At 48.7% G+C, this 24307-nt stretch carries 24 protein-coding genes and 1 rRNA gene; 12 read left to right on the plus strand and 13 right to left on the minus strand.

The window, feature by feature from the left end; genetic code table 11:
- A 16S ribosomal RNA gene (locus OIK42_RS00005) occupies positions 1-75 on the minus strand; the annotation flags it as partial.
- A gap of 675 nt (positions 76-750) precedes the next feature.
- Here OIK42_RS00005 and OIK42_RS00010 point away from each other — a divergent pair.
- Positions 751-1296, plus strand: a complete 546-nt coding sequence (locus OIK42_RS00010) for a gamma carbonic anhydrase family protein (RefSeq protein ID WP_273637502.1) — start codon at positions 751-753, stop codon at positions 1294-1296.
- Here the strand turns inward: OIK42_RS00010 and aroE are convergent.
- Complete coding sequence (gene aroE, locus OIK42_RS00015; protein ID WP_273637503.1) at positions 1293-2108, minus strand: shikimate dehydrogenase; 816 nt, start codon at positions 2106-2108, stop codon at positions 1293-1295. The two genes, OIK42_RS00010 and aroE, sit on opposite strands and share 4 nt — an antisense overlap.
- Here aroE and OIK42_RS00020 point away from each other — a divergent pair.
- The gene (locus OIK42_RS00020; RefSeq protein WP_273637504.1) at positions 2107-2553 is read left to right on the plus strand and encodes a group II truncated hemoglobin; all 447 of its coding nucleotides are present in this window, start codon (positions 2107-2109) and stop codon (positions 2551-2553) included. The genes aroE and OIK42_RS00020 overlap by 2 nt on opposite strands.
- Before the next feature lie 83 nt (positions 2554-2636).
- On the opposite strand, the gene OIK42_RS00025 is transcribed toward OIK42_RS00020, so the two are convergent.
- The 7 genes from OIK42_RS00025 to OIK42_RS00055 form a co-directional block, all read right to left on the minus strand.
- Positions 2637-3320 (minus strand): OmpW/AlkL family protein, encoded by a 684-nt coding sequence (locus tag OIK42_RS00025; protein ID WP_273637505.1) that lies wholly within the window; start codon positions 3318-3320, stop codon positions 2637-2639.
- Positions 3321-3469: 149 nt separating this feature from the next.
- Positions 3470-4393 carry an oxygen-dependent coproporphyrinogen oxidase gene (gene hemF, locus OIK42_RS00030; protein WP_273637506.1) on the minus strand — a complete coding sequence of 308 codons (924 nt, stop codon included), beginning with the start codon at positions 4391-4393 and terminating at the stop codon, positions 3470-3472.
- Positions 4394-4395: 2 nt separating this feature from the next.
- The gene (tsaC, locus tag OIK42_RS00035) at positions 4396-4959 is read right to left on the minus strand and encodes an L-threonylcarbamoyladenylate synthase type 1 TsaC (protein WP_273637507.1); all 564 of its coding nucleotides are present in this window, start codon (positions 4957-4959) and stop codon (positions 4396-4398) included.
- Positions 4960-4977: 18 nt separating this feature from the next.
- The gene (locus OIK42_RS00040) at positions 4978-5547 is read right to left on the minus strand and encodes a DNA topoisomerase family protein (protein WP_273637508.1); all 570 of its coding nucleotides are present in this window, start codon (positions 5545-5547) and stop codon (positions 4978-4980) included.
- A 27-nt stretch (positions 5548-5574) separates the two neighbouring features.
- Entirely contained in the window at positions 5575-6051 is a 477-nt protein-coding gene (locus tag OIK42_RS00045) for a DUF494 family protein (RefSeq protein WP_273637509.1), read from the minus strand.
- A 273-nt stretch (positions 6052-6324) separates the two neighbouring features.
- Entirely contained in the window at positions 6325-7413 is a 1089-nt protein-coding gene (gene dprA, locus OIK42_RS00050; protein WP_273637510.1) for a DNA-processing protein DprA, read from the minus strand.
- A 41-nt stretch (positions 7414-7454) separates the two neighbouring features.
- The gene (locus OIK42_RS00055) at positions 7455-8531 is read right to left on the minus strand and encodes a LysM peptidoglycan-binding domain-containing protein (protein ID WP_273637511.1); all 1077 of its coding nucleotides are present in this window, start codon (positions 8529-8531) and stop codon (positions 7455-7457) included.
- A 202-nt stretch (positions 8532-8733) separates the two neighbouring features.
- Here OIK42_RS00055 and def point away from each other — a divergent pair, with 202 nt between their 5' ends.
- From def to trkA, 4 genes are read left to right on the plus strand one after another with little or no spacing between them, the layout of a single operon-like run.
- Positions 8734-9243, plus strand: coding sequence for a peptide deformylase (gene def, locus OIK42_RS00060; protein WP_273637512.1), 510 nt, complete (start codon positions 8734-8736; stop codon positions 9241-9243).
- A gap of 10 nt (positions 9244-9253) precedes the next feature.
- Positions 9254-10210, plus strand: coding sequence for a methionyl-tRNA formyltransferase (gene fmt / locus OIK42_RS00065; RefSeq protein ID WP_273637513.1), 957 nt, complete (start codon positions 9254-9256; stop codon positions 10208-10210).
- Positions 10207-11520, plus strand: a complete 1314-nt coding sequence (rsmB, locus tag OIK42_RS00070) for a 16S rRNA (cytosine(967)-C(5))-methyltransferase RsmB (RefSeq protein WP_374211855.1) — start codon at positions 10207-10209, stop codon at positions 11518-11520. Before fmt ends, rsmB begins: the two co-directional genes overlap by 4 nt.
- A gap of 33 nt (positions 11521-11553) precedes the next feature.
- Complete coding sequence (gene trkA, locus OIK42_RS00075; RefSeq protein WP_273637515.1) at positions 11554-12933, plus strand: Trk system potassium transporter TrkA; 1380 nt, start codon at positions 11554-11556, stop codon at positions 12931-12933.
- A 23-nt stretch (positions 12934-12956) separates the two neighbouring features.
- On the opposite strand, the gene OIK42_RS00080 is transcribed toward trkA, so the two are convergent.
- Both OIK42_RS00080 and elbB read right to left on the minus strand, forming a co-directional pair.
- Positions 12957-14408, minus strand: coding sequence for a TrkH family potassium uptake protein (locus OIK42_RS00080; RefSeq protein WP_273637516.1), 1452 nt, complete (start codon positions 14406-14408; stop codon positions 12957-12959).
- Positions 14409-14510: 102 nt separating this feature from the next.
- Positions 14511-15164, minus strand: coding sequence for an isoprenoid biosynthesis glyoxalase ElbB (elbB, locus tag OIK42_RS00085; RefSeq protein ID WP_273637517.1), 654 nt, complete (start codon positions 15162-15164; stop codon positions 14511-14513).
- A 665-nt stretch (positions 15165-15829) separates the two neighbouring features.
- Between elbB and polA the strand changes: the two genes are divergently transcribed.
- Positions 15830-18601 (plus strand): DNA polymerase I, encoded by a 2772-nt coding sequence (polA, locus tag OIK42_RS00090; RefSeq protein WP_273637518.1) that lies wholly within the window; start codon positions 15830-15832, stop codon positions 18599-18601.
- Positions 18602-19243: 642 nt separating this feature from the next.
- Here polA and yihA read toward each other — a convergent pair.
- A complete protein-coding gene (gene yihA / locus OIK42_RS00095; RefSeq protein WP_273637519.1) occupies positions 19244-19858 on the minus strand; it encodes a ribosome biogenesis GTP-binding protein YihA/YsxC in 615 nt (204 codons plus the stop codon).
- Between the two features lie 172 nt (positions 19859-20030).
- Between yihA and OIK42_RS00100 the strand changes: the two genes are divergently transcribed.
- From OIK42_RS00100 to OIK42_RS00115, 4 genes are all read left to right on the plus strand, one after another.
- A complete protein-coding gene (locus OIK42_RS00100; protein ID WP_273637520.1) occupies positions 20031-20654 on the plus strand; it encodes a c-type cytochrome in 624 nt (207 codons plus the stop codon).
- A gap of 321 nt (positions 20655-20975) precedes the next feature.
- Positions 20976-21617, plus strand: a complete 642-nt coding sequence (locus tag OIK42_RS00105; protein ID WP_273637521.1) for a class I SAM-dependent methyltransferase — start codon at positions 20976-20978, stop codon at positions 21615-21617.
- A gap of 62 nt (positions 21618-21679) precedes the next feature.
- A complete protein-coding gene (gene yihI / locus OIK42_RS00110) occupies positions 21680-22168 on the plus strand; it encodes a Der GTPase-activating protein YihI (protein ID WP_273637522.1) in 489 nt (162 codons plus the stop codon).
- Between the two features lie 9 nt (positions 22169-22177).
- Complete coding sequence (locus OIK42_RS00115) at positions 22178-22660, plus strand: DUF2489 domain-containing protein (protein ID WP_273637523.1); 483 nt, start codon at positions 22178-22180, stop codon at positions 22658-22660.
- On the opposite strand, the gene OIK42_RS00120 is transcribed toward OIK42_RS00115, so the two are convergent.
- On the minus strand, positions 22624-23211 hold the full coding sequence (locus tag OIK42_RS00120; RefSeq protein WP_273637524.1) for a DNA-3-methyladenine glycosylase I: 588 nt from the start codon (positions 23209-23211) through the stop codon (positions 22624-22626). The two genes, OIK42_RS00115 and OIK42_RS00120, sit on opposite strands and share 37 nt — an antisense overlap.
- Before the next feature lie 189 nt (positions 23212-23400).
- On the opposite strand from OIK42_RS00120, the gene glyQ reads away from it, so the two are divergent.
- Positions 23401-24306 (plus strand): glycine--tRNA ligase subunit alpha, encoded by a 906-nt coding sequence (gene glyQ / locus OIK42_RS00125; RefSeq protein WP_273637525.1) that lies wholly within the window; start codon positions 23401-23403, stop codon positions 24304-24306.
- The last annotated feature ends 1 nt before the right edge of the window (position 24307 follow it).

Genomic DNA, 24307 nt, shown 5'->3' on the forward strand with positions numbered 1-24307 from the left:
ATGTTACCGTTCGACTTGCATGTGTTAGGCCTGCCGCCAGCGTTCAATCTGAGCCATGATCAAACTCTTCAATTAAATATATCGAAATTTTGAATTGTCGTTGTGACACTCTTAATGAGTGCCCACACAAATTGTCTTGTTATCTGATTTTTAAAGAACAAAGTGCAAAAAGATTACTCTATTTGCGCAAGGAGGACTTCCGTCACATTCAGCTATTTAACTGAACCTTGCTGCTTCGTGGCTGTTTAGGCCCTGCCGAAGCGGGATGCGTATATTACGCTCTTTGTTTTCAGTGTCAACACTTTTTTGAAAATTTCTTTTCGAAGAAGCTCTTCTGAAAACCACCTCAACGCTGTTATCAAACCTTGCTGAAGTGAGGCGCGCATTTTACGCTGATGGCTTTCTGTGTCAATGCTTTTTTTGAATTTTTTCAAACACTACATTTGACTGAAAGCCGCTTCCAATAAGGCCTTAGGCGTTATTGTCGGGTTCGCGTTTTAGCGCGTTCCCCGTCGAAGTGGGGCGCATTATAGAGAGTTAGGCTCACAGGTCAACGCTTATTTTAAAAAAACTGTCATATTTGATTTGTTCGCTCAGAAATACATCATAACGCGTTCTTTATGTACAATTTCCGGCGGATTAACCGCTTCTGGCCCTGGAGAAGATAGTCATACGCGAACAAAGCATGCTAGCTTGTGGTTAAACTATTACTACTTATTCCTCTTAACTTAATCATTCGCAGAGATAACTATGCAACAAACGCTCAGTAGCTTTAAAGGAATTTCCCCCAATATTGGCAACAATGTCTATATAGCAGATTCGGTTCGCCTGGTGGGTGACGTAGAGGTCGGAGACGACAGCAGCATCTGGCATATGGTCGCCGCACGGGGTGACGTGAACTATATAAAGATAGGTGTTCGCAGCAATATACAGGACGGCACTATTCTTCATGTTACCCGTAAGTCTGCAGGCAACCCTGAGGGTAATCCGTTAATTATTGGTGATGATGTTACCGTTGGTCATAAATGTATGCTGCACGGATGTGAGCTGGGTAATCGTATTCTGGTTGGTATGGGCGCGATTGTAATGGATGGTGCCATAGTAGAAGATGATGTCTTTATTGGCGCCGGTACTTTAGTGCCCCCTAACAAGCGGTTAGCGAGCGGCTACCTGTATGTGGGTAATCCTATGGTGCAAAAGCGCCCGCTAAATGAAGCTGAATTGGCCTTTTTAAAACAGTCAGCGATAAACTATGTTGAGCTCAAAAACGATTATCTGGCCCAGGAGGGCAGTTAGCTGCCACGCAGAAAATCGATAACGCCTTCGGTATCGGGTTGCTTACCCGTCCAGATAGCAAATGCAGCGGCCGCTTGCTCCACCAGCATGCCAAGACCGTCACGCTGCTGGGTGGCGCCGAGTGTTGCGGCATGTTGCATAAATACCGTTGCCCCGCCATCCTTGCTGTACACCATATCGTAGGCGAGTTCACAACCGGCTAATAGCCTGTCTGGTACCGGCGGTACCTCACCGGACAGACTGGCTGAGGTTGAATTTATCACCACGTCGTAATGATTGAGTAGTTGAGGCGTATCTACAGCTCTCACCTTGTCATTATCGGCTTTGTTGGCAATAGCGGCTGCTTTGCTGACGGTTCTGTTTAATATATCTAACTGCCCTACTCCAGCATCCAACAACGGATGTACAACGCCTCTGGCAGCCCCACCAGCGCCTAAAATCAATACTTTGGCGCCAGCCAGATTGATACCGGCAGCGTGTAGATCGGCAACCAGGCCGATACCGTCGGTATTAAATGCACAGAGCTCGCCATCATCGTTGTACATTAACGTATTAGCCGCCCCTGCCATTGTTGCCGCCGGATTCCGATGTACAGCCATGGCGTACGCCTGTTCTTTAAAGGGCACGGTGACGTTACACCCCACGGCCTGTGGATCGGCAAAAAACGCGGCGACCGCTTCGGCAAAGCCATTAACCGGCGCTTCACGCTTTTGGTAAGAAATCTGCTCCTGACTCGAATTGGCAAACATCTGGTGAATTGTTGGTGATAAACTCTGGGCTATAGGATTTCCGAATACGGCAAACTTTTTCATGGGATTACAATCTATACTGGCTAAATTGGGGATCAGTAAACAAACTACTGCGCACTCTACTGATGTTGTTACACCCTATCAAGCAATTGGTGGTGAAAAAACCGTCCTGACTCTGGCAAACCGGTTCTACGACATCATGGAACAGGATCCTGTTGCAGCGGATTTACTCGCCATCCACCCACAACCGTTAACCAGAATACGACATGTTTTTTATTTGTACCTGACCATGTGGTTGGGCGGACCGAATCAGTATGAGCAAGAGCGCGGGCATCCGCGTCTTCGCGCCAGACACTTACCCTATACAGTAACACCAGCGCTAAAAGCACAGTGGATGTATTGTATGCGTAAAGCCATGTATGAAACCGTCGACAATATGCAAATTGCCGATCAGCTATTAAAAGCGCTCGACCAACTCGCTGACCACATGGTTAACCACGAGGATTAGTCCTAAAAAAGCCCTTCAAAGAAGGGCCAAAGGGTAGTGCGAAACACTTTTATAATCTGCTTGAAGCAAACCAATTAAGCTACTTAAAACTTATAGCCCATAGAAAGCGTAAAGACATAGGGGTCAATATCCACATCGACACTGCCTGCCACACCGGCAACCGTGAACTCGGCGGTGGTATCAATGGCAATGTAACGGGCCGATGCATTAACCAGCCATTTCTCATCGATTTGATAATCGAAGCCAATCTGACCAGATAAACCGAAAGAGTTATCTAATGACAGGTCGCTAAAGGTTTGCTCTTCACGTGATGAGGTAAAATCTTCATCGAAGAATATAGTGTAATTGATACCCACACCAACGTAGGGCGTAAATGCACTTTGTGTATCAAAGAAGTACAAAGCGCTGAGCGTGGGTGGCAGGTGCGTGACTTCAGCCAGTTTACCATCACCCAGGCCAAGACCATTGTCGGCAGTATTGATCAATGTTACGTCATGGCTGAAAGGCGTAGCGGCGAGCACTTCGATACCCCAATGCGCATCGAGCATATAAACCAGATTAAGACCAATTTGTGTATCAGAGCCGACTTCTGCACCCATCCCCACGTTACCGCCCAGCGCGTCAACGTAGACATTGCCTGAATCGTCGTTGGGGCTAACCGTAGTTAAACCAGCACGTACAATTATATCTCCGGCATCGTGGGCCATTGCGGCGGGGACACCTGCTAGTGCTCCAAGCACTATTGTCGCCAGAATTGATTTTTTCATGTTGTATTTTCTCACTCGTTAAGTCAATGGCTGCACTTTACGCTTCCGGCCAAATAAAAATTTGATCTAAAACAAGTTTAAAAATACGTTTTGAAATCTGTAGGTTAAGCTTGATCCACGTCAAGAAACCGGGGCGAACTGTTTGGTTTTTACCAGTCGGTTGGTGTAAGCCAGCTCTGCAGCTTTGCTTCGGCAGAGCCTTTGGGTGCCTGGTACCCATATTCCCAGCGAGCTAACGGCGGCATTGACATCAATATTGACTCAGTGCGCCCGCCGGTCTGCAGCCCGAATAAGGTACCGCGGTCATACACCAGATTAAATTCGACATACCGGCCGCGTCGATAGAGCTGAAAATCCCGCTCCCGCTCCCCGTATGGCAGGGTTTTGCGCCGCTCTATAATAGGCACATAAGCATCAAGATAGCCGTTGCCTACTGCTTTCATATACGCAAAGCATTGTTCAAAGTCCCACTGATTGAGATCATCAAAAAACAAGCCGCCTACACCGCGTGTTTCATCGCGATGCTTTAAGTAGAAATACTCATCACACCATTTTTTATGATCGGCATACACATTATCACCAAAGGGTTTGCAGAGTTTTTTTGCCGTGTCATGCCAGTGCTGAACATCCTCTTTAAACGGGTAAAAGGGCGTCAGGTCAAAGCCACCACCGAACCACCAAATGGGCTTTTCACCGGGTTTTTCGGCAATAAAAAAGCGAACGTTGGCATGAGAGGTAGGAATGTAAGGATTATGCGGATGAATAACTAATGACACCCCCATCGCCTGAAAACTTCGGCCTGCCAGTTCGGGGCGTGATGCCGTTGCTGAAGCTGGCATCTGGGTGCCAAAGACATGGGAGAAATTAACCCCGCCCTGTTCAATGACCGCGCCATTTTTAATGACCCGCGAGCGACCACCGCCACCTTCTTCCCGCTGCCAGGCATCTTCTTGAAAATGGCCCTTACCATCGGCCAGCTCCAGGGTATGGCAAATATTGTCCTGCAGAGCCAGTAAAAACGTTTTTACTGAGTCGATAGCCTGTTGCGTATCCAGCGAAGAAGCAGTCGTCATAATTAGTTCCGAATAATTGCGCCGCTCAGGGCATCGCGAATGGTAGATGGTTGTTGCGCGCCGCCAACTTCACCATCAATATAGTGCACCCTGTCACCAAAATACGCCCTGGCCTGCTGCTGAGTTACCGCTGGTGCCTGTCCGGTTAAATTGGCGCTGGTCGATACGATTGGTCGACCCAGCTTTTCGCATAAGGCCCTGGCACCCTGATGCGCCGTTACCCGCACGGCGATAGCTTCATGTTCACCGGTTATCCAGCCAGGTGCAGTGGCTGACTTGGGCAGCAACCAGGTCACCGGTCCCGGCCAGCAGGAAAATATACTAAAGCGCTTGTCCTGTGGGATAGCGTTGTCGTTAACATAGGGCAGCAGCTGAGAATAGTTTGCGGCCAATAAGATCAGGCCCTTTTCAACCGGTCGCTGCTTTAAATCCAACAGTGCCATAACAGCGTCTTCGTTGTTAGGATCACAGCCAATTCCCATCACAGCTTCAGTGGGGTACACCAATAGCTGCCCGTTCTCAAACGCTTCAATATCAGTATCCTGATGCACCGATTCAACGCTCATTTACCACGACCTCTTTAATTACTCTTGTGAAGTAGCTTCATCTTTCGGCTCTGTATAGCCACACAGGGGTTGTGGGCAAGCCAACCGCCCTTTCTTTTCGATCAGAATTTGCCAGTTACAGTCTGGGCAGGGTTTCTGAACGGGAGCGAAATTTACCACATAACGGCAAGCAGGATAACGGTTGCATGCAAAAAATCGTTTGCCGTATTTATTGGTTCGGTCAATTAAGTGGCCATCATGGCACTTCGGACAAGTCACTGTCGTATCAGACTGCGGTTTGGCGTTTTCGATGTGGTGGCATTCGGGAAAGTTAGTACAGCCGATGAACATGCCATAACGGCCTTTTTTGATGGCCATGGCAGCGCCGCATTCAACACAGCGGCTGTCCTCCATGACTTTTAATGTCGTGGTTTGAGTATCGTGAAGGGGTTTGGCGTAGTGGCATTGCGGGTAGCCACTACAACCAATAAAGGGCCCGGTTTTGCTGTTACGCACACGCAGGTCTTTGCCGCAGTCCGGACATTGCCCGAACTGTTGCTCCAGTGCGTGCTCGTGCGCAGCAAACAGCGAATGATCTATTTTAGACACAAACCTACACTTCTCTAAACAACGTAATTAGTGAAGTATACCGTCATGCTCTTCGAATAACAGATCTTCCATTTGTGCATAGGCATTTTCTTTGCCTGGTACGTTAAACAGTACCATCAGCACAACCCATTTGAGATCTTCTAAACAAAATTCCGGAGAATCAATCTCCATCACCCTGTCGATGACCATCTCGCGGGTCGTGGCTTCTAACACGCCAACTTGCTCCAAGAATAACAAGAATCCCTGACACTCAACATCGAGGCGCATTTGCTCCTGCTGAGTATAAATACGGCTTAGGCTACTGGAAACACCCTTGCACAAATAGGGGTTAATGTCGGTTTCTTGTAACGCAGCGAGCTTTTCTAACCACGCCAGCGCCTTGTAAATCTCATCGTGATGAAATCCTGCGCGGACTAACTCTTCGGTGAGTTCATCCTGATCAACCCGAATTTCGGTTTCACTGTGGATAAAATTCTCGAAAAGATACATGAGGATATCGAACATAGCATTTTCCCCCTCAATTTGCGGCAATTGTGTTACGCACTATTGCCTAACGTCGCAAACTCTATTGTAGTGATGTGGCCTTTTTTCAAGTGTAAGACCAGCGTTGCGTACGGTTTTGATGCAAAAAACTATGGCATCTGACTTCAAGTTATCTAAAAATTGGGTTAATGCCAAGTTTTAGGCCAACTTTTTTATCAGCCACTGTAAAACAGCATAGAACGAAAACGCCTCTCCCCCCCCCTGTTCGGGTTGTTGTGAGTACCGGCAACGGCCCTATAAACGCATGTAGCCACCAGGCACCGCAGCAACCAAGCCGCTTATTTCTAACTCCAGCATAACCGCCATGATTTTAGCCACTGGCATACCTGAGCTTTGGGCTAACTCATCGACACTTGTCAGCTCTGCATCAACTAACTCAAGTAAAGGGTGATCAGGCGCCGCGTCCATCCCATCATGGTTACTTTCCCTGGCCTCTGCTGCCCAGGCATACTCCTCAATAATATCCTTGCTGCAGGTAATCAGCTTAGCACCCTGTTGTATGAGGTGGTGGGGGCCCGCACTTAAACGACTGTTGATGTTGCCCGGTACCGCAAAAACATCGTTATCTAAACCGGCCGCCAGATTAGCCGTGATCATTGAACCACTTTTAATCTCGGCTTCCACCAGCACAACGCCTTGCGACAGCGCTGCGATGACCCGGTTACGACGTGGAAAATGATACGGCTTAACAGATACCTCAGGGGCAAACTCGGATACCAGGCAGCCTTCGCATTCAACAATGTGTTGTGCCAGATGCGTGTGCGTGCGCGGGTGCAGGTATTTTAACCCACCGCCCAACACCGCAACGGTGCCACCTGCTGTAGGATAGGCCCCCTGATGGGCAGCGCCATCTATCCCCAGGGCCAGACCGCTGGTCACGGTAATGCCGCTGGTGCCCAGTTCAGCGGCAAGGCGACGCGCCGTGTTTAACCCCTGGACGGTTGCTTTTCTACTCCCGACAATAGCAATTTGCATGGCATGTAAACGCGCGGTATTGCCGCGACAAAATAATACCAGTGGGGGCGACTCAAGTTGGCGTAAGCGGCTTGGGTAAGCCTCTGATGCAATATCAATAACGGTGTGTTTGGGGTCGCTTTCAAGCCATTGCTCAACCGCATTAATCGCCTGTTGAGGGGCTTTAATCAGGTTAATCTCTTGAGGCCGGAGGCCCAGCGCTGCCAGCTCGCTGACGCCAGCCTGAAACAGACTGTTTACGTTGAGTCCGCTATTTTGCAGTAACGCCAGCCAAAACGCTGGCGTTCGCCGGTGTATAACACTTAAACAACACCACTGTTGGGTGGTAGCAGTAAACAAGTTTTGCATATTCTCTTCCGTAACCTGACCCGGTCACGGCAGAGTCAGGGTTAAGGCTGGGCCACTATATTGCCGCTTCTGACCATTTCACTGGCCCGGGTTATAATGCCGTAGCTGGCCCGGCTAAATGTACTGAATATCACCAGCTCCCCTACCTTAATAGCGGGCTGCCGGAACGTTGAACTGCTGTCAAAAATAGTCAGAAGCGAATTATTTTCGCTGGCGTACTCAGGGCTTTCACCATCGATAATCGTTGGCCCCTGTTGATAGATCCCCATCACAGTACCGGCGCTGACCTGCGCTGCACCCAGGTCAACAATGACAATGTCGTGTTTACCCAGTAACTCGTGTTGATGCAGGCTGCCAACAATAAACGACCGCTGAGACTGAGTGGCCGCCACCAGTGCCATGTCGGCACCCGATTTAGGCTCAGTATCCAGCAGTTTGTCACCTCGCTTGGCCTCGGCGTTAGAGCCGGCAATTTTTACCAGCCATTCGCCTTCGGCGCTTGCTTCCACCATCGTGGCATCGGCAATGTGATGCACCTGAATACCCAACACATTGCCGTCGAGATCCGTAATTGTAGATTGCTTACGAATAACCCGATACTGATCGTTAGCACGGTCGTTACGCCGACTCATGACCAGATCATCACTGGCAAAGAGCATGGATGCCTTTTTATTGCCCAGCAAGTGAGGCAAGTTGTCATAGCTGCCGGGGTCGATAATTTCATGCTGCTGTATATAGGGCGCTATTGCTGACCAGGGAAGCAGATTAATCGGGTTTAGTGATTTGACTGTTCGTTCGGCATCAGGGGTCAGCGTTACGCGGTTTTTTTTGCTGGTCACTTCAAGCACCGGTTCACCGTCAATAAAACGAAGCGTCAGGACATTGCCCGGATAGATAAGATGAGGATTAATAATCTGGGTATTATTGCGCCATAACTCGGGCCACAGCCAGGGCTTATCCAGGAACATACCGGCAATGTCCCAAAGCGTATCGTTTTTCTTTACCGTATACTGAGTTGGCGCATCGGGTTTAATTTCCAGCCCCTGTGCCAGTCCGGCAGTCAGGCCAAGTATTAAACCGGCGCATAACGCGGCCCATTTTTTGATTTGTTTTACCATTATTCCCCCTCGCCAAAATACCAGAGCAAGCCAGCACCTTGTTGTATTATTAGCGCACAATCCCCAATTAATCAGTATAGAAACGATTAATACTGCACGAAAAGGTGCTTTAAGCTAGAATACGTGGTGTTGATGGCAGTTAAATAGCGTCATCAACGTTAGGGTATAGTTATTAATACAGAAAGAGTGTAAATATCGACAAATGGCAATTTTAGACGTATTACGATTTCCAGACGAACGTCTTCGTACCGTGGCTAAACCTGTAGAGGAAGTTAACAGCGAAGTAAAACAGCTCGTCGCCGACATGTTTGAAACCATGCGCGAAGAAAACGGTATTGGCCTGGCCGCAACACAGGTAGACCGTCATGTGCGCCTGGTGGTTATGGATGTTTCTGAAGAGCAGAACCAACCCCGTGTGTTTATTAATCCGGAAATTGTCAGCAAGGAAGGCTCTACTATCAGCGAAGAAGGCTGTTTGTCGGTGCCGGGTAACTATGCCAAAGTTGATCGTGCAGAGAGAGTCACAGTAACCGCCCTTAATGGCGATGGCGAACCCTACGAACTGACGGCCGATGGCTTATTAGCAATCTGTATTCAACACGAATTAGACCACCTGAACGGTACGTTATTTGTCGATTATTTATCGCCGTTAAAGCGCCAGCGCATTCGCAAAAAGTTAGAGAAAGAAGCTCGCCTGGCCGCGAAAGCCTAAGAAGGTATCAGTGACTAAACCTCTTAATATTGTTTTTGCGGGCACGCCAGACTTCGCGGCCACACATTTACAAAAACTGCTCGACAGTCAGCACCAGGTAGTGGCTGTCTATACACAACCGGATCGTCCTGCCGGACGGGGCAAAAAACTTATGCCCAGTGCCACCAAGCAAGTGGCGGTAGAGCATAACATTCCGGTTTACCAACCTGCCTCACTTAAAGACAGCGACGCCCAACAACAACTCGCCGCATTGCAACCCGATATTATGGTGGTAGTGGCATACGGTTTGTTACTTCCAGCAGCCGTGCTGGCGATACCCGCGCATGGTTGTATTAATGTGCATGGCTCTATCTTGCCACGCTGGCGCGGCGCCGCGCCTATTCAGCGCAGTCTGTGGGCCGGTGATACGGAAACCGGCGTAACCATTATGCAAATGGACGAAGGCCTTGATACCGGTGATATGTTACATATCAGTAAGCTGCCCATCACGGCCGATGACACCAGTGCCACGCTTTATGCCAAACTTGCCAGCAGTGGCCCTGAGGCACTGGTGCATGTACTGGATAATCTGCATAGCCTGCGCGCTGAAAAACAAAACGACGCCGAGGCTACCTATGCCAAAAAGCTCAGCAAAGAAGAAGCGTTTTTGGATTGGCAGCAGTCAGCACAACAGTTAAGCCGCAATGTTCGCGCGTTTAACCCCTGGCCAGTATGCTGGAGTCAGGTGAAGGATAAAAACATCAAGGTATGGCAGGCATCAGCCATGAGTACCCCAGCCACAGACGCTGTCCCTGGCACCATATTAGCCGCCGATAAAAACGGTATAGTGGTAGCCACCAGTGACGGCGCGTTATGCATAGAAAAACTGCAGTTGCCGGGCAAAAAGCCGATGGCAGTACAAGATGTACTAAACGGTCATCAGGACTGGTTTGCCGTGGGCAGTGTGCTGCCCGGCGAGCCGGTATAGCTGCCATGAAACTACCGGCAAAAAGCGATTTAAGAGCGGATACAGCCTGGGTGGTGTTTCAGGTGCTGGAGCTTGGCAAGTCGTCTCGTGAAGCCCTCGCCCTTGCACAGGCCAGACACAGTAAGCAAGACAGCGCCTGGTTGCAGGAAATGGCAATGGGCGTGTTTCGTCATTTGCCACAACTGCAAATCTGGCTCCGGGCGTTACTGGATAAGCCACTGAAAGGGAATAAAAAGATCCTGGAACACCTGATCCTGCTGGGTTTTTACCAGCTGGCCTTCAGCCGTGTCTCGGATCACGCCGCCGTCTCGGCAACCGTAAACGCCGCCGATGCACTTGGCGGGGTTGGTCTTAAAGGGCTGGTCAACGCGATACTACGTAATTTTCAGCGTCAGCAAATGGCCAGTAACACCAGCGACGACGCCATTATTCAGTCAGGCTTACCCAAGTGGCTGTATAAGCGACTGCATGCAGCCTACCCCACGCAGATTGATGCGATTGTTGACGCCATGAACACGCCAGCCCCCGTATGGCTGCGCATTAACCGTCAACGCAGCAGTTTGGATGAATACTGCAGCGCACTCACGGCGCGCGATATTCCTTTTACCCTCAGCGCCGAACACCCGGATGCCGTGATACTTTCGCAGCGATTACCAATTACCTCACTGCCCGGCTATGCAGAGGGCTGGTTCAGCGTACAGGATGGTGCCGCTCAGCTCGCCGCGCCGTTGCTTAACCTCCGCGCCAACCAGCGCGTCCTCGACTGCTGCGCTGCACCGGGTGGAAAGTCAACGCATATGCTGGAAACAGAGCCGGCTCTGGACAAGCTGATAGCGCTGGACAATGAATCTGCCCGTTTAACCCGCATGAGTGAAAACATGGCGCGCCTGCAACTCAGTGCTGAGTTGGTGTGCGCCGACGCTGCAGATACCCGCAGCTGGTGGGATGGCAATCAGTTTGATCGGATTTTATTAGACGCGCCCTGCTCTGCAACTGGCGTGATTCGCCGGCATCCGGATATACGATGGCTGCGTAAAGCGAGCGATATCGAAGCGCTGCAGACATTGCAATACCGCATTTTGGAAAACCTGTGGCCAACACTCAAATCCGGCGGCGTGTTAGTTTATGCCACTTGCTCGGTGCTGCCGGTAGAAAACACTGCGCAGATCGCGCGCTTTCTGAGTGAGCACAGCGATGCATCATTATTAAAGATGGATTCACAAGAAACCGCCGAACAGCCCGGCCGGCAAATATTACCCGGCGAGCAACAAATGGATGGTTTCTATTATGCGAGACTGCTAAAGTCTTAAAAACCAAGATCATAAAGTACTCTAACAACGACGATGAAAATAATCATCCTTGGCGCGGGACAGGTTGGCGGTACACTCGCTGAGAACCTGGTAGGCGAAAAAAACGAAATCACGGTCATCGATTCTGACCCCACTATTCTGCGTGCATTGCAGGATCGCCTCGATCTGCAGGTGGTTACCGGTGTGGGTTCGCACCCTGATGTGTTACGAAAAGCCGGTGCCGAGGATGCCGACATGCTGATTGCTGTCACCAATAGTGATGAAAGCAATATGCTGGCCTGTCAGGTAGCGTACAGTCTGTTTAAAACCCCCACCAAGATAGCCCGTGTCCGTTCAGAGCAATACATTATCTACCAGGAGCAACTGTACAAACAGCAGGATATTCCGGTTGATCATATTATTGCCCCGGAACAACTCGTTACCCAGGCCATCAAACGATTAATTGATTATCCCGGCGCCTTGCAGGTGGTTGAATTTGCCGATGGCCAGGCTAGCCTGGTTGCCGTTAAGGCCTATTATGGTGGGCTGCTGGTAGGTCACGCCTTATCGGCGCTCAAAGAACATATGCCCAACGTGGAAACCCGCGTGGCGGCAATATATCGACGTGGACGACCAATCAGACCACTGGGCACAACCGTTATAGAAGCCGACGACGAAGTGTTTTTTATTGCTGCCACTAAGCATATTCGTGCCGTAATGAGCGAACTTCAAAAGCTGGAGTCCAGTTATAAACGTATCATGATTGCCGGTGGTGGCCTGATTGGCGCAGGACTTGCCAAACGATTAGAGCACAGCCATAACGTTAAGCTCATAGAATACAGCCCGGAACGCGCGCAGTATTTATCTGCCCATTTGGATAAAACCATTGTATTTAGCGGCGATGCCTCGGATTCAGACTTACTGAGCGAAGAAGGCGTAGAGCAGGTCGATGCGTTTATTGCGGTAACCAACGATGACGAAGCCAATATCATGTCGGCCATGCTGGCAAAACGCATGGGCGCTCAAAAAGCCATGGTGCTTATTCAGCGCAGCGCGTATGTCGATTTGGTACAGGGCGGTGAAATTGACATCGCTTTTTCTCCGCAGCAAGCAACGATATCGGCGTTACTAACGCACGTTCGCCGGGGGGATATAGTTAATGTGTACTCACTTCGCCGTGGGGCAGCGGAAGCTATAGAGGCAATCGCGCATGGCGACAAAAACACATCGAAAGTGGTAGGCCGGGAAATTGGCGATATTAAACTACCGCCGGGCACCACCATAGGCGCTATTGTACGTGAAGAACAAGTGATCATTGCTCACAGCGATACCATGATAGAAGCCAATGACCATGTCATATTGTTTTTGGTCGACAAAAAATATATCAGCGATGTTGAGCGTCTCTTCCAACCCAGTGCTTTTTTCTTTGGCTAAGGGCTGTTGCCACAAGACGGCGCTTAACCACGCCAGAACGTGGGTGAAAACAGCACCAACAGGGAAAACACCTCAAGGCGGCCAAACAGCATGGCAGTCACTAACAGCCACTTACCGCCATCACTTACATCAGCGAAGGTGCCAGCCACCGAGCCCAAGCCAGGGCCTAAGTTATTGAGTGTTGCCGCCGTGGCGGTAAACGCCGTAATGTTGTCCAGGCCAGTCGCAATTAAACCAATCATAATCACAACAAACACAATGGCATAGGCTGAAAAGAAACCCCATACTGCCTCAACCACCTTATCGGGCATGGCACGTTCGCCCAGCTTAACAGAGTACACCGCTTTAGGGTGGATAAGCCGGTCGATTTCACGCCGGCCCTGCAGAAACAGCAAATACACACGAATAACTTTTAAGCCGCCGCCAGTTGAACCCGCGCAACCACCAATAAAACTCGAGAAGATCAGCAATATTGGCAGAAACGACGGCCAATTAGCGAAATCAGTGGTGGCAAAGCCCGCCGTAGTACTGATTGAAACCGCTTGTATAACGGCCTGATCCAGTGCTTCTTCGGCGGTACTGTAGTGGCTATGGAAAACCAACACCAGAAAGCATATTAAAATCAGGGTGACCTGAATAAACAAAAAGGCCTTGAGTTCAGGGTCTTGCCAGTAGCTTTTAATATTGCGCCCACTCGCTGCCGCGTAGTGCAGTGAGAAATTCAGCGCCGCAATCAACAGAAATACCGCACACACCGCATTTACCACCGAGCTGTCAAAATAACCGAGGCTGGCATCGTGGGTAGAAAACCCGCCAATGGCGATGGTCGAAAACGCGTGACAAATGGCATCAAACCAGTTCATGCCCGCCAGCCAGTAAGCCAGGGTGCACGCGGTTGTCAGCGACAAGTAGATATACCACAAGTGTTTGGCCGTATCGGCAATGCGGGGGGTCATTTTGGAATCTTTTACCGGCCCGGGTGTTTCTGCGCGATAAAGCTGCATGCCCCCTACCCCCAGGATCGGCAGAATTGCCACCGCGAGTACAATGATCCCCATACCGCCAAGCCACTGCAGCTGCTGACGGTAAAACTGTACCGAGTGAGGCAGAAAGTCGATGCCTTCGATAACGGTAGCCCCCGTCGTCGTCAGCCCTGAAAACGATTCAAAAAACGCATCGGTAACCGTCATTGACGGTTGCTCAAGCAAAATAAACGGAATAGCACCAAAACTGGCCAGAACAGACCAAAACAGCACAACAATTAAAAAGCCTTCGCGAGCGCGTAAATCCTGGCGATGATTACGGTTTGGATACCAAAACGCGCAGCCGGTAAGAATGCACATTAAAAACGCTAAAAAGAAGGGTAAGCCACTACCGTCTTCGTATAGTAGAGAAACGACCGCTGGCGGGATCATAGTTACTGAAAATAACGCAACCAGTAGACCCAAAATACGAATGATAGCGCGATAATGCATTATAGTTTTTAGCTTTTATAAAGAGTGAACAAGTAGTGCATCCTTCACTATATAGTGAAAGCGGCATACAACCAAGTTTATACCGCCATGCAAAACAATTTACTATTGTAGTGCAAATACAGCCTGCACCATTTTATCGATACCTTCACCGACCTCGAGGACGTTTTGTCCGAGCATGTAAGCTGGGGTCGTCACCAGCTTGGCCTGCTGATCAATGATAACATCGGTAACTTCGCAGCTGCGGTGTGTCACACCGAAGGTTTCCAGGGCTGCAGCCGTCTCCGCATCATTACCGATAGTGAGATTCACACCTTCGCCATAAACCCTGGCCGCCAGCGCAGGTGCTATACAAGCGTATGCCGCCGGTTTTTCCGCCGTCGCAAAAGCCTGACACACTGCCAGCACATCAGGGTCAAATTCGCAGTCGGGCCCCTCAAGTGCAAAGGTACAAAGGTTTTTAGCGGCGCCAAAACCACCGGGCAGAATCACTAAGTCAAATTCGTCAGGCTGACACTGCTCAATAGGTTTTACTTCGCCGCGTGTAATGCGGGCGGCCTCAACGAGTACGTTACGGGTCTCGCCTTCAGCTACTTCGCCGGTTAAATGATTAATAACGTGCAACTGCGGCTTGTCTGGCGCAAAACACTGAAACTTTCCCCCATGCTTTAGGATGCTGTGCAGGGTTAAAACGGTTTCCTGTATCTCTGCGCCATCAAAGACGCCGCACCCGCTTAAAATTACCGCTACATTCTTCATGATCATGCCTCCATACGCTGTCATTTGTGACTTATGCAATTTGATTTTTAGAAAAGCCAAAAACCAATAAAAATTTTATCAACCAATACTATGATTTCTTCAGGTATATGCTAAATTAATCGCTTAACCATTTTTAGCTTAATTATTAGACAGCTTGGTTATCCACAATATTATATGGAAATAAGAAAGTAGAACAGGGTCTGCAACACTTTTATTTTTCTTATATATTTCAATGATATGCTTGTAAACACAGTGACAAGCATGATCCCGGTTTAAAATTATTTGATCACATTAGATCACAAAGTTATCCACAACTTTGATCGCCCTCTGTTTGTCTGAAAAACCAACATTAATCTGAACACGCTGTTAGCCTGATCCCCATGCAGACAAAGGGTTTTGAGCTGTCTCAACGAACTGTATTCAGGCCCCGGATTTGACTTAATTGGCGATCTGAAGCGCAACGTAAACGACAAAAAACAAACACACCGGCCAACACAAATTGCACATTGGGATCAAACCTGATGATCAGGTCATAATTTCCCTGAACTGTTGCACCCGTCACGTTAAACGAGCGGATATCGCGCTGTTGCGCACTCCAGCAGTAGCCATCCAATGTGGTGTATGGCATGCTTCGCACCAGACTTTTGTAAAAGAAGATTTTAATCATGTCATCCTCTTCAAAGCCCCCATTTATTCTTATTGACGGCTCATCTTATTTGTTCAGAGCATTCCACGGCATGCCCCCTTTAACGAATTCTAAGGGTCAGGACACCGGCGCCATTTACGGCGTTATTAACATGCTGAAAAGCTTGCTAAAGCAATACCATCCAACACATATTGGTGTGGTATTTGACGCCAAGGGTAAAACCTTTCGCGATGACATTTATCCGGAATATAAAGCTAATCGTCCTCCCATGCCCGATGAGCTTCGCACTCAAATCGCCCCACTGCATGAGATCATTAAGGCGATGGGGCTTCCATTGATCATTGAAGACGGTGTAGAGGCTGACGATGTGATTGGCACCCTGGCCCGACAAGCCAGCGAAGCCGGTATTGATACCCTGATTAGCACCGGCGACAAAGACATGGCGCAATTGGTTAATCAGCACGTAACGCTGATAAACACCATGAATAACCAGCTGATGGATATACAGGGTGTTCGCGATAAATTTGGTATTCCGCCAGAGCTTGTTATCGACTTCCTCGCCCTCAAGGGTGACAAGGTCGATAATATCCCCGGCGTCCCCGGCGTGGGTGATAAAAGCGCACAAGGCCTGTTAAACGGTATTGGTAGTATTGATGAAATCTACAAGCAGCTGGATAAGATTGCCGAACTGGATTTTCGCGGCGCTAAATCACTGGCTAAAAAAATGGCCGAGTACGAAGAGCAAGCCCGTCTTTCATACCAACTGGCCACCATCGACGTGAATCTGCAGCTTAACTATTCGCCGGAAACCCTGGTACCCGAAGCAGCCGATACCGCCAGGCTCGCCGACTTATACAGCGAGTACGAATTTAAGCGCTGGTATACCGAGGTGACCAGTAACCAGACAGCCGTCGACGCAGAACCAGATAGCACAACAAATGAAGACGTGACGGCCAGTGAACTGGCCAGTGATGATATTACAGTGGACTACACCACCATATTCGATGAGGCGACTTTTGAGCAATGGTTCAAAGATATCCAAGCCGCTGAACTTACCGCCTTTGATACCGAAACAACCAGTCTCGATTATATGCAGGCTGAACTCGTAGGCTTGTCATTTTCTATTGAAGCCGGTAAAGCCGCCTATATACCCGTTGCCCACGATTACCCTGATGCCCCTGAGCAACTCTCCCGCGACTGGGTACTGGCGCAGTTAAAGCCGTGGCTGGAAGACCCAACCCAACTCAAAGTGGGCCAACATCTTAAATACGACAAAAATGTTCTGGCCAATTACGATATCCATCTGGATGGCATTGCCTTTGATACCATGCTTGAGTCCTATGTACTAAACAGTACGGGCAGTCGTCATGACATGGATACGCTGGCCCAGAATTATCTTAATCATCGTACCGTGCACTACGAGGAGATTGCTGGTAAAGGTGCTAAACAACTGACCTTTAATCAAATCGACCTAGAAACAGCAGCATTTTATGCCGCTGAGGATGCAGATATTACCCTGCGCTTGCACCAGGTATTGTGGCCCAAGCTTGAAGCGAATGAAGGGTTAAAGAAAGTCCTGCTGGAACTCGAAGTGCCATTGGCTTCTATCTTGTCGAGAATGGAGCAGCAAGGCGTTCTTATTGATAGTCAGCGCTTACTACAGCAGAGTCAGCAATTAGCCACCCGAATCATTGAGCTGGAGAAAGAAGTCCACGAACTGGCTGGCGAGGCCTTTAACTTAGGATCAACCAAGCAGCTCCAGCATATCCTCTTTGAGAAAATGGAATTACCGGTAGTTAAAAAGACCCCCAAGGGCGCCCCGTCTACGTCTGAGGAAGTCCTGCAAGAGCTTGCGCTGGATTATGAATTACCGCAAAAGATCATGGAATACCGTGGTTTAACCAAGCTTAAAAACACCTATACCGACAAACTGCCTAAAATGATAAACCATCGTACCGGGCGCGTGCATACGTCTTATCATCAGGCTGTCACCGCCACCGGCCGGTTGTCATCAACGGATCCCAATTTACAAAACATTCCAATTCGTAACGAAGAAGGCCGACGCGTGCGCAAAGCGTTTGTTGCCAGAGAAGGCTATCAGATTGTTGCCGCCGACTACTCGCAAATTGAGTTACGCATTATGGCTCACCTGTCAGGCGATAAGGGCTTACTGGATGCTTTTTCCAGCGGCAAAGACATTCACCGCGCGACGGCGGCTGAGGTATTTGGCGTCACCGAAGATGAGGTTACCGACAACCAGCGCAGAAGTGCCAAAGCAATCAACTTTGGTTTAATCTATGGCATGTCGGCGTTTGGTCTTGCCAAGCAATTGCACGTTAGCCGCAGTGAAGCACAGGAATATATGGATCTGTATTTCAAGCGTTATCCGGGCGTGCTTGATTATATGGACAGCACCCGCGAATTCGCTAAAGCTAACGGCTATGTTGAGACTGTATTTGGCCGTCGTCTTTATTTACCTGACATTAAAGCCAGCAACGGTGCACGGCGCAAAGGTGCAGAGCGGGCTGCGATTAACGCCCCCATGCAAGGAACCGCGGCTGACATCATTAAAATGGCCATGTTGCGGGTAAACGACTGGCTTCAACAAGCCAATAACGATGATGTCGCAATGATCATGCAGGTACACGATGAATTAGTGTTTGAAATAAAACACGCCAATATTGATGCCCATATTGCCACTATTACAGAACTGATGGAGCAGGCCGCTACACTATCGGTACCGCTGAAAGTTGAAGCAGGCAAAGGTGAGAATTGGGAAGAAGCACACTAATAAGTAATTTGATTACAAAAAAACATAACTAAATGGGCAAAATTTCAGCTATTCTGCGGCTAACAGGTAGTAAAATTACACTTTTGACTTGCCGTTTACGTTTCACTTATGTACGCTTACCGATGTAGGGTACAGAGGTGAGAAATCTTTTTTCAAACCTTTGCTTGAGCTCCGGTATTTGCCGGAGCTTTTTTTATTTAAGCGCCAGACAATAGCAAATGCGGTTATGGCAGCGCACTCTCACCCTCTCCTCCCGGTAAAGCCTGATTTAGGGATTTTCCTGGTTTTATTTATCACTGATTAACCGCAACGCGTTGCAATACGTTAAGTCGAATTCTTGCTGTAGTCTTTCACCGCCGGTTTCAGTTGGCTCACTAAAATGTGTGTCACAGAGGTAAAAATTTATGTGCTTTGTTAGGGTTTGAACACAAAAATACAAGTTTAAGCTATTGTTTAATATAGACTTATAAAATTAATTTAATTTTATTGCAATTAATCTGAACTTTCAGTGGGATTAGGTACTCTTATTATCGGTTTTTTTATGTGTTTTCTCTCAGTCCTTAACCCCATTCATCGAATGGGGTTATTTTTTATCTGCGACTTTCTATTCGCTACGTTGACTGCCGTAAAACCATTTCAGAGCTAGTCTGGCTGGTCTTGCCGCTCAATGCCAAACCACTTATTCAGTATCGCCTCGAACTCTGGTAAGCCCTGTCGGTTAAGCGCCGAGAAAGTCTGCACCGTTACATCACCACAAAAAGCCATTGCCGCTTCCCGCGCCATTAATAGCTGAGCCTTGCGCTTACCTGCTTTTAATTTATCTGACTTGGTCATTAACGCCAGAACCGGTAAATCAGCACTCACAGCCCAATGGATAAGATCCTGGTCGAGATCTTTGAATGGGTGACGAATATCCATTAACACCACCAATCCTTTGAGGCTTTTGCGTTTTTGCAGGTATTCGCCTAACGAACGCTGCCACTTTTCTTTCATTGCCAGCGGTACTTTGGCATAGCCATAGCCGGGCAAATCAACTAACCTGCGGTCTCCCTCCAGCTCAAAAACGTTAATTAGCTGAGTCCGGCCCGGTGTTTTACTGGTTCTGGCCAGGTTTTTTTGCCGGGTTAATGTGTTTAGTGCACTCGATTTGCCGGCATTAGAACGCCCGGCAAAGGCAATTTCGACGCCAGTATCATCGTCGAGGTGTTTTATATCTGGTGCACTGGTAAAAAATTTTGCTTTGCTGTAATAACTCATTCGATTACTCAAAATGTCAGATTATCTGCTACATTGGTCGTAGTTCATTATTAAACCGATGTTATTCCATAGTTTTAGCATGGAATAGGTTTTTCTGACGCGTTAAATGTGTAAAATACGCATGATATCACGTATATCCTATCAGCCGTTGGATCCTTGTAAGAGAATAATTATGAAAAAACTGTGTTTGTTGTTTTGTTTAACCCTTGGGTTTACTGCTTCTGTTACTGCTGAAGGAGACCCTGAAGCCGGGAAAGCAAAATCAGCTGTCTGTGCTGCCTGTCACGGACCTGATGGTAATAGTATGATTGAATTAAACCCCAAAATTGCAGGTCAGCACGCAAATTACCTGGCCAAGCAATTAATGGAATTTCGCCTGGCGTCTTCGACCGGTGGCGAAGAAGGACGTAACAATGCCGTGATGAACGGTATGGCTGCCCCCCTCAGTGATCAGGACATCGCTGACTTAGCAGCGTATTTTTCCAGTCAGGAAGCCAGCCCGGGCTCTACCCCTGAAAACTTTATTGAGCCGGGCGAAGCCCTTTACCGTGGTGGCGACGCAGAACGCGGTGTTACGGCATGTATTGCCTGCCATGGCCCAAGTGGTAACGGCATGCAACTGGCTGGATTTCCGGATATTAGCGGCCAACATGCTGCCTATACGATTGCGCAGCTTAAAGCATTCCGTGCCGGTGAGCGTCATAACGATATGAACGGCATGATGCGTGATATCGCCTCTAAGTTAACCGATGAAGATATCGAAATACTGGCTAATTACGTTGCGGGCTTACACTAAAACAAGCTAACTGTTTGTTTACACTCGAATGTTAACAAAGTGTAACATTCATGGTTGTAATTTAAGCCAGTTCCTGTAATCTATGCGTTGTCGTGAAACCTGTTGTGAAACAGTCCGACAGCAACAACAAGCAATTGTTCAGGACGATATTATAAAGTGTCAGGAAGACCCAGAACAAAAAATGCTCTGTAAGCAAGAAAAATAAGGGGAGCACTGCAGGAAGCCAGCCGCACAGAGAAGTGCACTAACGGGAGAGGTGTCATCTGACACTCAATTATAAGGTGATGGTGTGATACCATCGCCTTTTTTATTACGCTCAATATGATTGAATGCCCACTTTGCCAGTGTAAGAAAGTCATCGCTTTTCATCAGGATAAACTGCGCGTTTATTTTCGATGTAAACAATGTCTGTTGGTGTTTGTTGATCCGCAATCACTCCCCACTCAACAACAAGAGCTTGCTGAATACCAGCTTCACCAGAACACGTTGACCGACAGCGGCTATCTTAGCTTTTTAAACCGCCTGGTTGAATGCGTACTACCTCACCTGACATTGCCAGCCCCCAGCATACTCGATTACGGTAGCGGCCCGTGCCATGCACTGGCGCACTTATTTGCTCAACATGGCTATCATACTGATTGCTACGACCCGTTATTTGGCCCGTTTGAGATCCCGGCAGAGCACTACGATGTTATAACGGCGACTGAGTCTATTGAACACTTTCACAGGCCGGCCCGGGAGTGGCAACGCTGGATGACGCTGCTCCAATCCGGTGGCTGGCTGGCCATTATGACTAAACGCGTACTCAGCGCCGACAAATTTGCCCAGTGGCATTACAAGAACGACCCCACACATGTGTGCTTTTTTTCAGTCGAAACCTTTACCTGGTTAGCCAGAAAGCATGGCCTCAATGTGATCTTTCCCCAACGTGACATTGTATTGATGCAGAAGCCAAAGCAATAACGCGTTATAATAGTTAACAGATGAATTCACACTAGCAGAGCATTTGGCTCGATTGGAGCGTTATGGCTAAGAAAAAGAAATCCCGTAAAGTAGGTCTTATTGGCGTGCGTAAAGACCCTGATTTCGAACACAAGACGTCGTCCGGGCGGGTAAAAAAGCGCAAGGGCAACAGCCCGGGTAGTCGTCATAATGTCGAAGACAAACGGCAGCAAAAGTCCACGTCGGGCGGCAACCAGGATCCTCGTTTGGGGAGTAAAAAACCGGTGCCATTAATTAAGACACCTGTCGCGACGCAAAAGCGTAAGTTCGCAACACCGGCAGAAGAGCTCGCTGCGCTGGAAGCCGATAGCCGGCTTATTTCACTGCTCGATAAGCTCGATCAGGGTAAGCCTCTGAACAAAGACCAGCAACACTATGTAGATGAACACATGGCCCGTCACAAGGCGCTGTGTGAACTGATGGGCATCACCGCTGACGCCGACGAAAGCGATGACGACGAAGACGAATTTGCGGCATTGGATGCTATCAAACTAGATGACTTTGAGAGGTAAGCTACCCCTATGGTATGGATGATACTGGTAAGTATTGGGCTACTCATTATTGCTGTTCTGGGCGTTTATGCAGGCCGGTTAATGTTTCGGCTGCAGCAGCAAAATGCCCGCCAAAAAGCCGCCAGAGAGCAACGTCTGGAAACCATATTTGAAAGTGTTCATACCATTTCCAGAGCGATGCTACAGCAGCAGTGTAATGTCTCTGAGGGCGTCATTCGTATTTGCCGGTTGCTCAGAGCATTACCCGAAGAAGTCACCGAAGATTACGCCGCGAGCTACCCTGCAATACATGAATTGTTCAACGAAGTAAGTGGTTTTGCCATACTCGAAGACCGTAAAGCGCTGGATAAAAAGCAGCGTATAGCCGAGGATAAAGCCCGCGAAGCCATCGAAGAGCAGCACGAGTCTAAGGTGCTCAAAGAATTACCCGCGCTGATCACATTTTGCGAGTCGCGTTACCCGGTAATGGCCAGAGACCGCACTTCGTTGTAGCAATGGCAGTCAAGGGTGTGGTCGTTGACCATACCCACCGCCTGCATAAACGCATAACAAATGGTTTCGCCAACAAAACTGAATCCGGCTTTCTTAAGTGCTTTTGCCATCGCTCTCGACTCTGGCGTGCTGGTCGGCACTTCTTTGCTTGTCCGCCACCTATTAACCCTGGTTTGATGGTCTGTAAACTGCCAGATGAAGTCAGTAAAGCTTTGCTGATGACTGATAGCCAAATACGCTCGGGCATTGTTAATAATGGCGTTTATTTTTAAGCGGCTGCGAATAATCCCTTTGTTTTGCATTAAACGCTCCACATCCTCACCGGTCATTTGCGCTACCTTGTGCGGATCAAAACCGTAAAACGCGCGCTCAAACTCTGCCTGCTTTTTTAAAATGGTTATCCAGCTTAGTCCGGCCTGCTGACCATCCAGACACAATTTGGCGAACAGTTGCTGTGGATTACGCTCCGGCCTGCCCCACACATTATCATGATAATCCTGATAAATAGGTTCATCAGACACCCACTCACAGCGGGTTAGTTGTTCTGTCATTGTTGCGCTCCTTTCTGCCAGCAGGCGGATTTTAAGGTCGTGAGCCGGATAACCTGTGCTTTCTGATTAGTAATCGATGCTTTTTAGCCAGCCAAGTCGGAATTTAGTCCTTTCAGGCCTACATTCGACGGCCTGCAGAATGTATACTAACCCACCTTTTAGTCATCAGTCAGTTATAGTCGTTAATGTATGCACAAGTACGATATTAAAACATTTCAGGGCTTAATCCTTGCCTTACAGGATTATTGGGCCAGACAAGGTTGTGTAATTATTCAGCCACTGGATATGGAAGTGGGTGCTGGTACATTCCACCCAATGACGTTTTTGCGTTCGCTGGGCCCTGAGCCAATTAGCAGTGCTTACGTGCAACCATGCCGACGCCCTACCGACGGCCGTTACGGTGAAAACCCTAACCGCCTTCAGCAGTACTATCAGTTTCAGGTAATGCTGAAACCCTCTCCGGATAACATTCAGGAATTGTATTTAGGCTCGTTGCGTGAGCTGGGCTTCGATCCTCTCGTGCACGATATCCGCTTTGTTGAAGATAACTGGGAATCACCGACACTCGGTGCCTGGGGTCTTGGCTGGGAAGTCTGGCTTAACGGCATGGAAGTTACCCAGTTTACTTATTTCCAACAGGTTGGCGGACTCGAGTGTAAGCCGGTTACCGGCGAAATTACCTATGGTTTAGAACGTCTGGCCATGTATATCCAGGGTGTAAACAGCATTTACGATCTGGTGTGGACGGACGGTCCTATGGGCAAAGTGACCTACGGAGATGTATTCCACCAGAACGAAGTGGAGCAATCAGCGTATAACTTTGAACATGCAAATGTTGATGCCCTGTTTAACACCTTCGACGAATGCGAAGCGGCCAGTCAGTTACTGATCGAAAAGAACCTGCCGTTACCTGCTTATGAACAGGTTATGAAAGCATCTCATGCGTTTAACCTGCTCGATGCGCGTCATGCCATATCAGTCACCGAACGACAGCGTTACATTTTACGTGTCAGAACGCTGGCAAAAGCCTGTGCACAAGCCTATTACCAGGCACGCGAAGATCTCGGTTTTCCGCTTTGTCAGAAGGAGCAGTAAC

Origin of the sequence: Alteromonas gilva (assembly GCF_028595265.1) — a bacterium.
GTDB classification, from domain to species: domain Bacteria; phylum Pseudomonadota; class Gammaproteobacteria; order Enterobacterales; family Alteromonadaceae; genus Alteromonas; species Alteromonas gilva.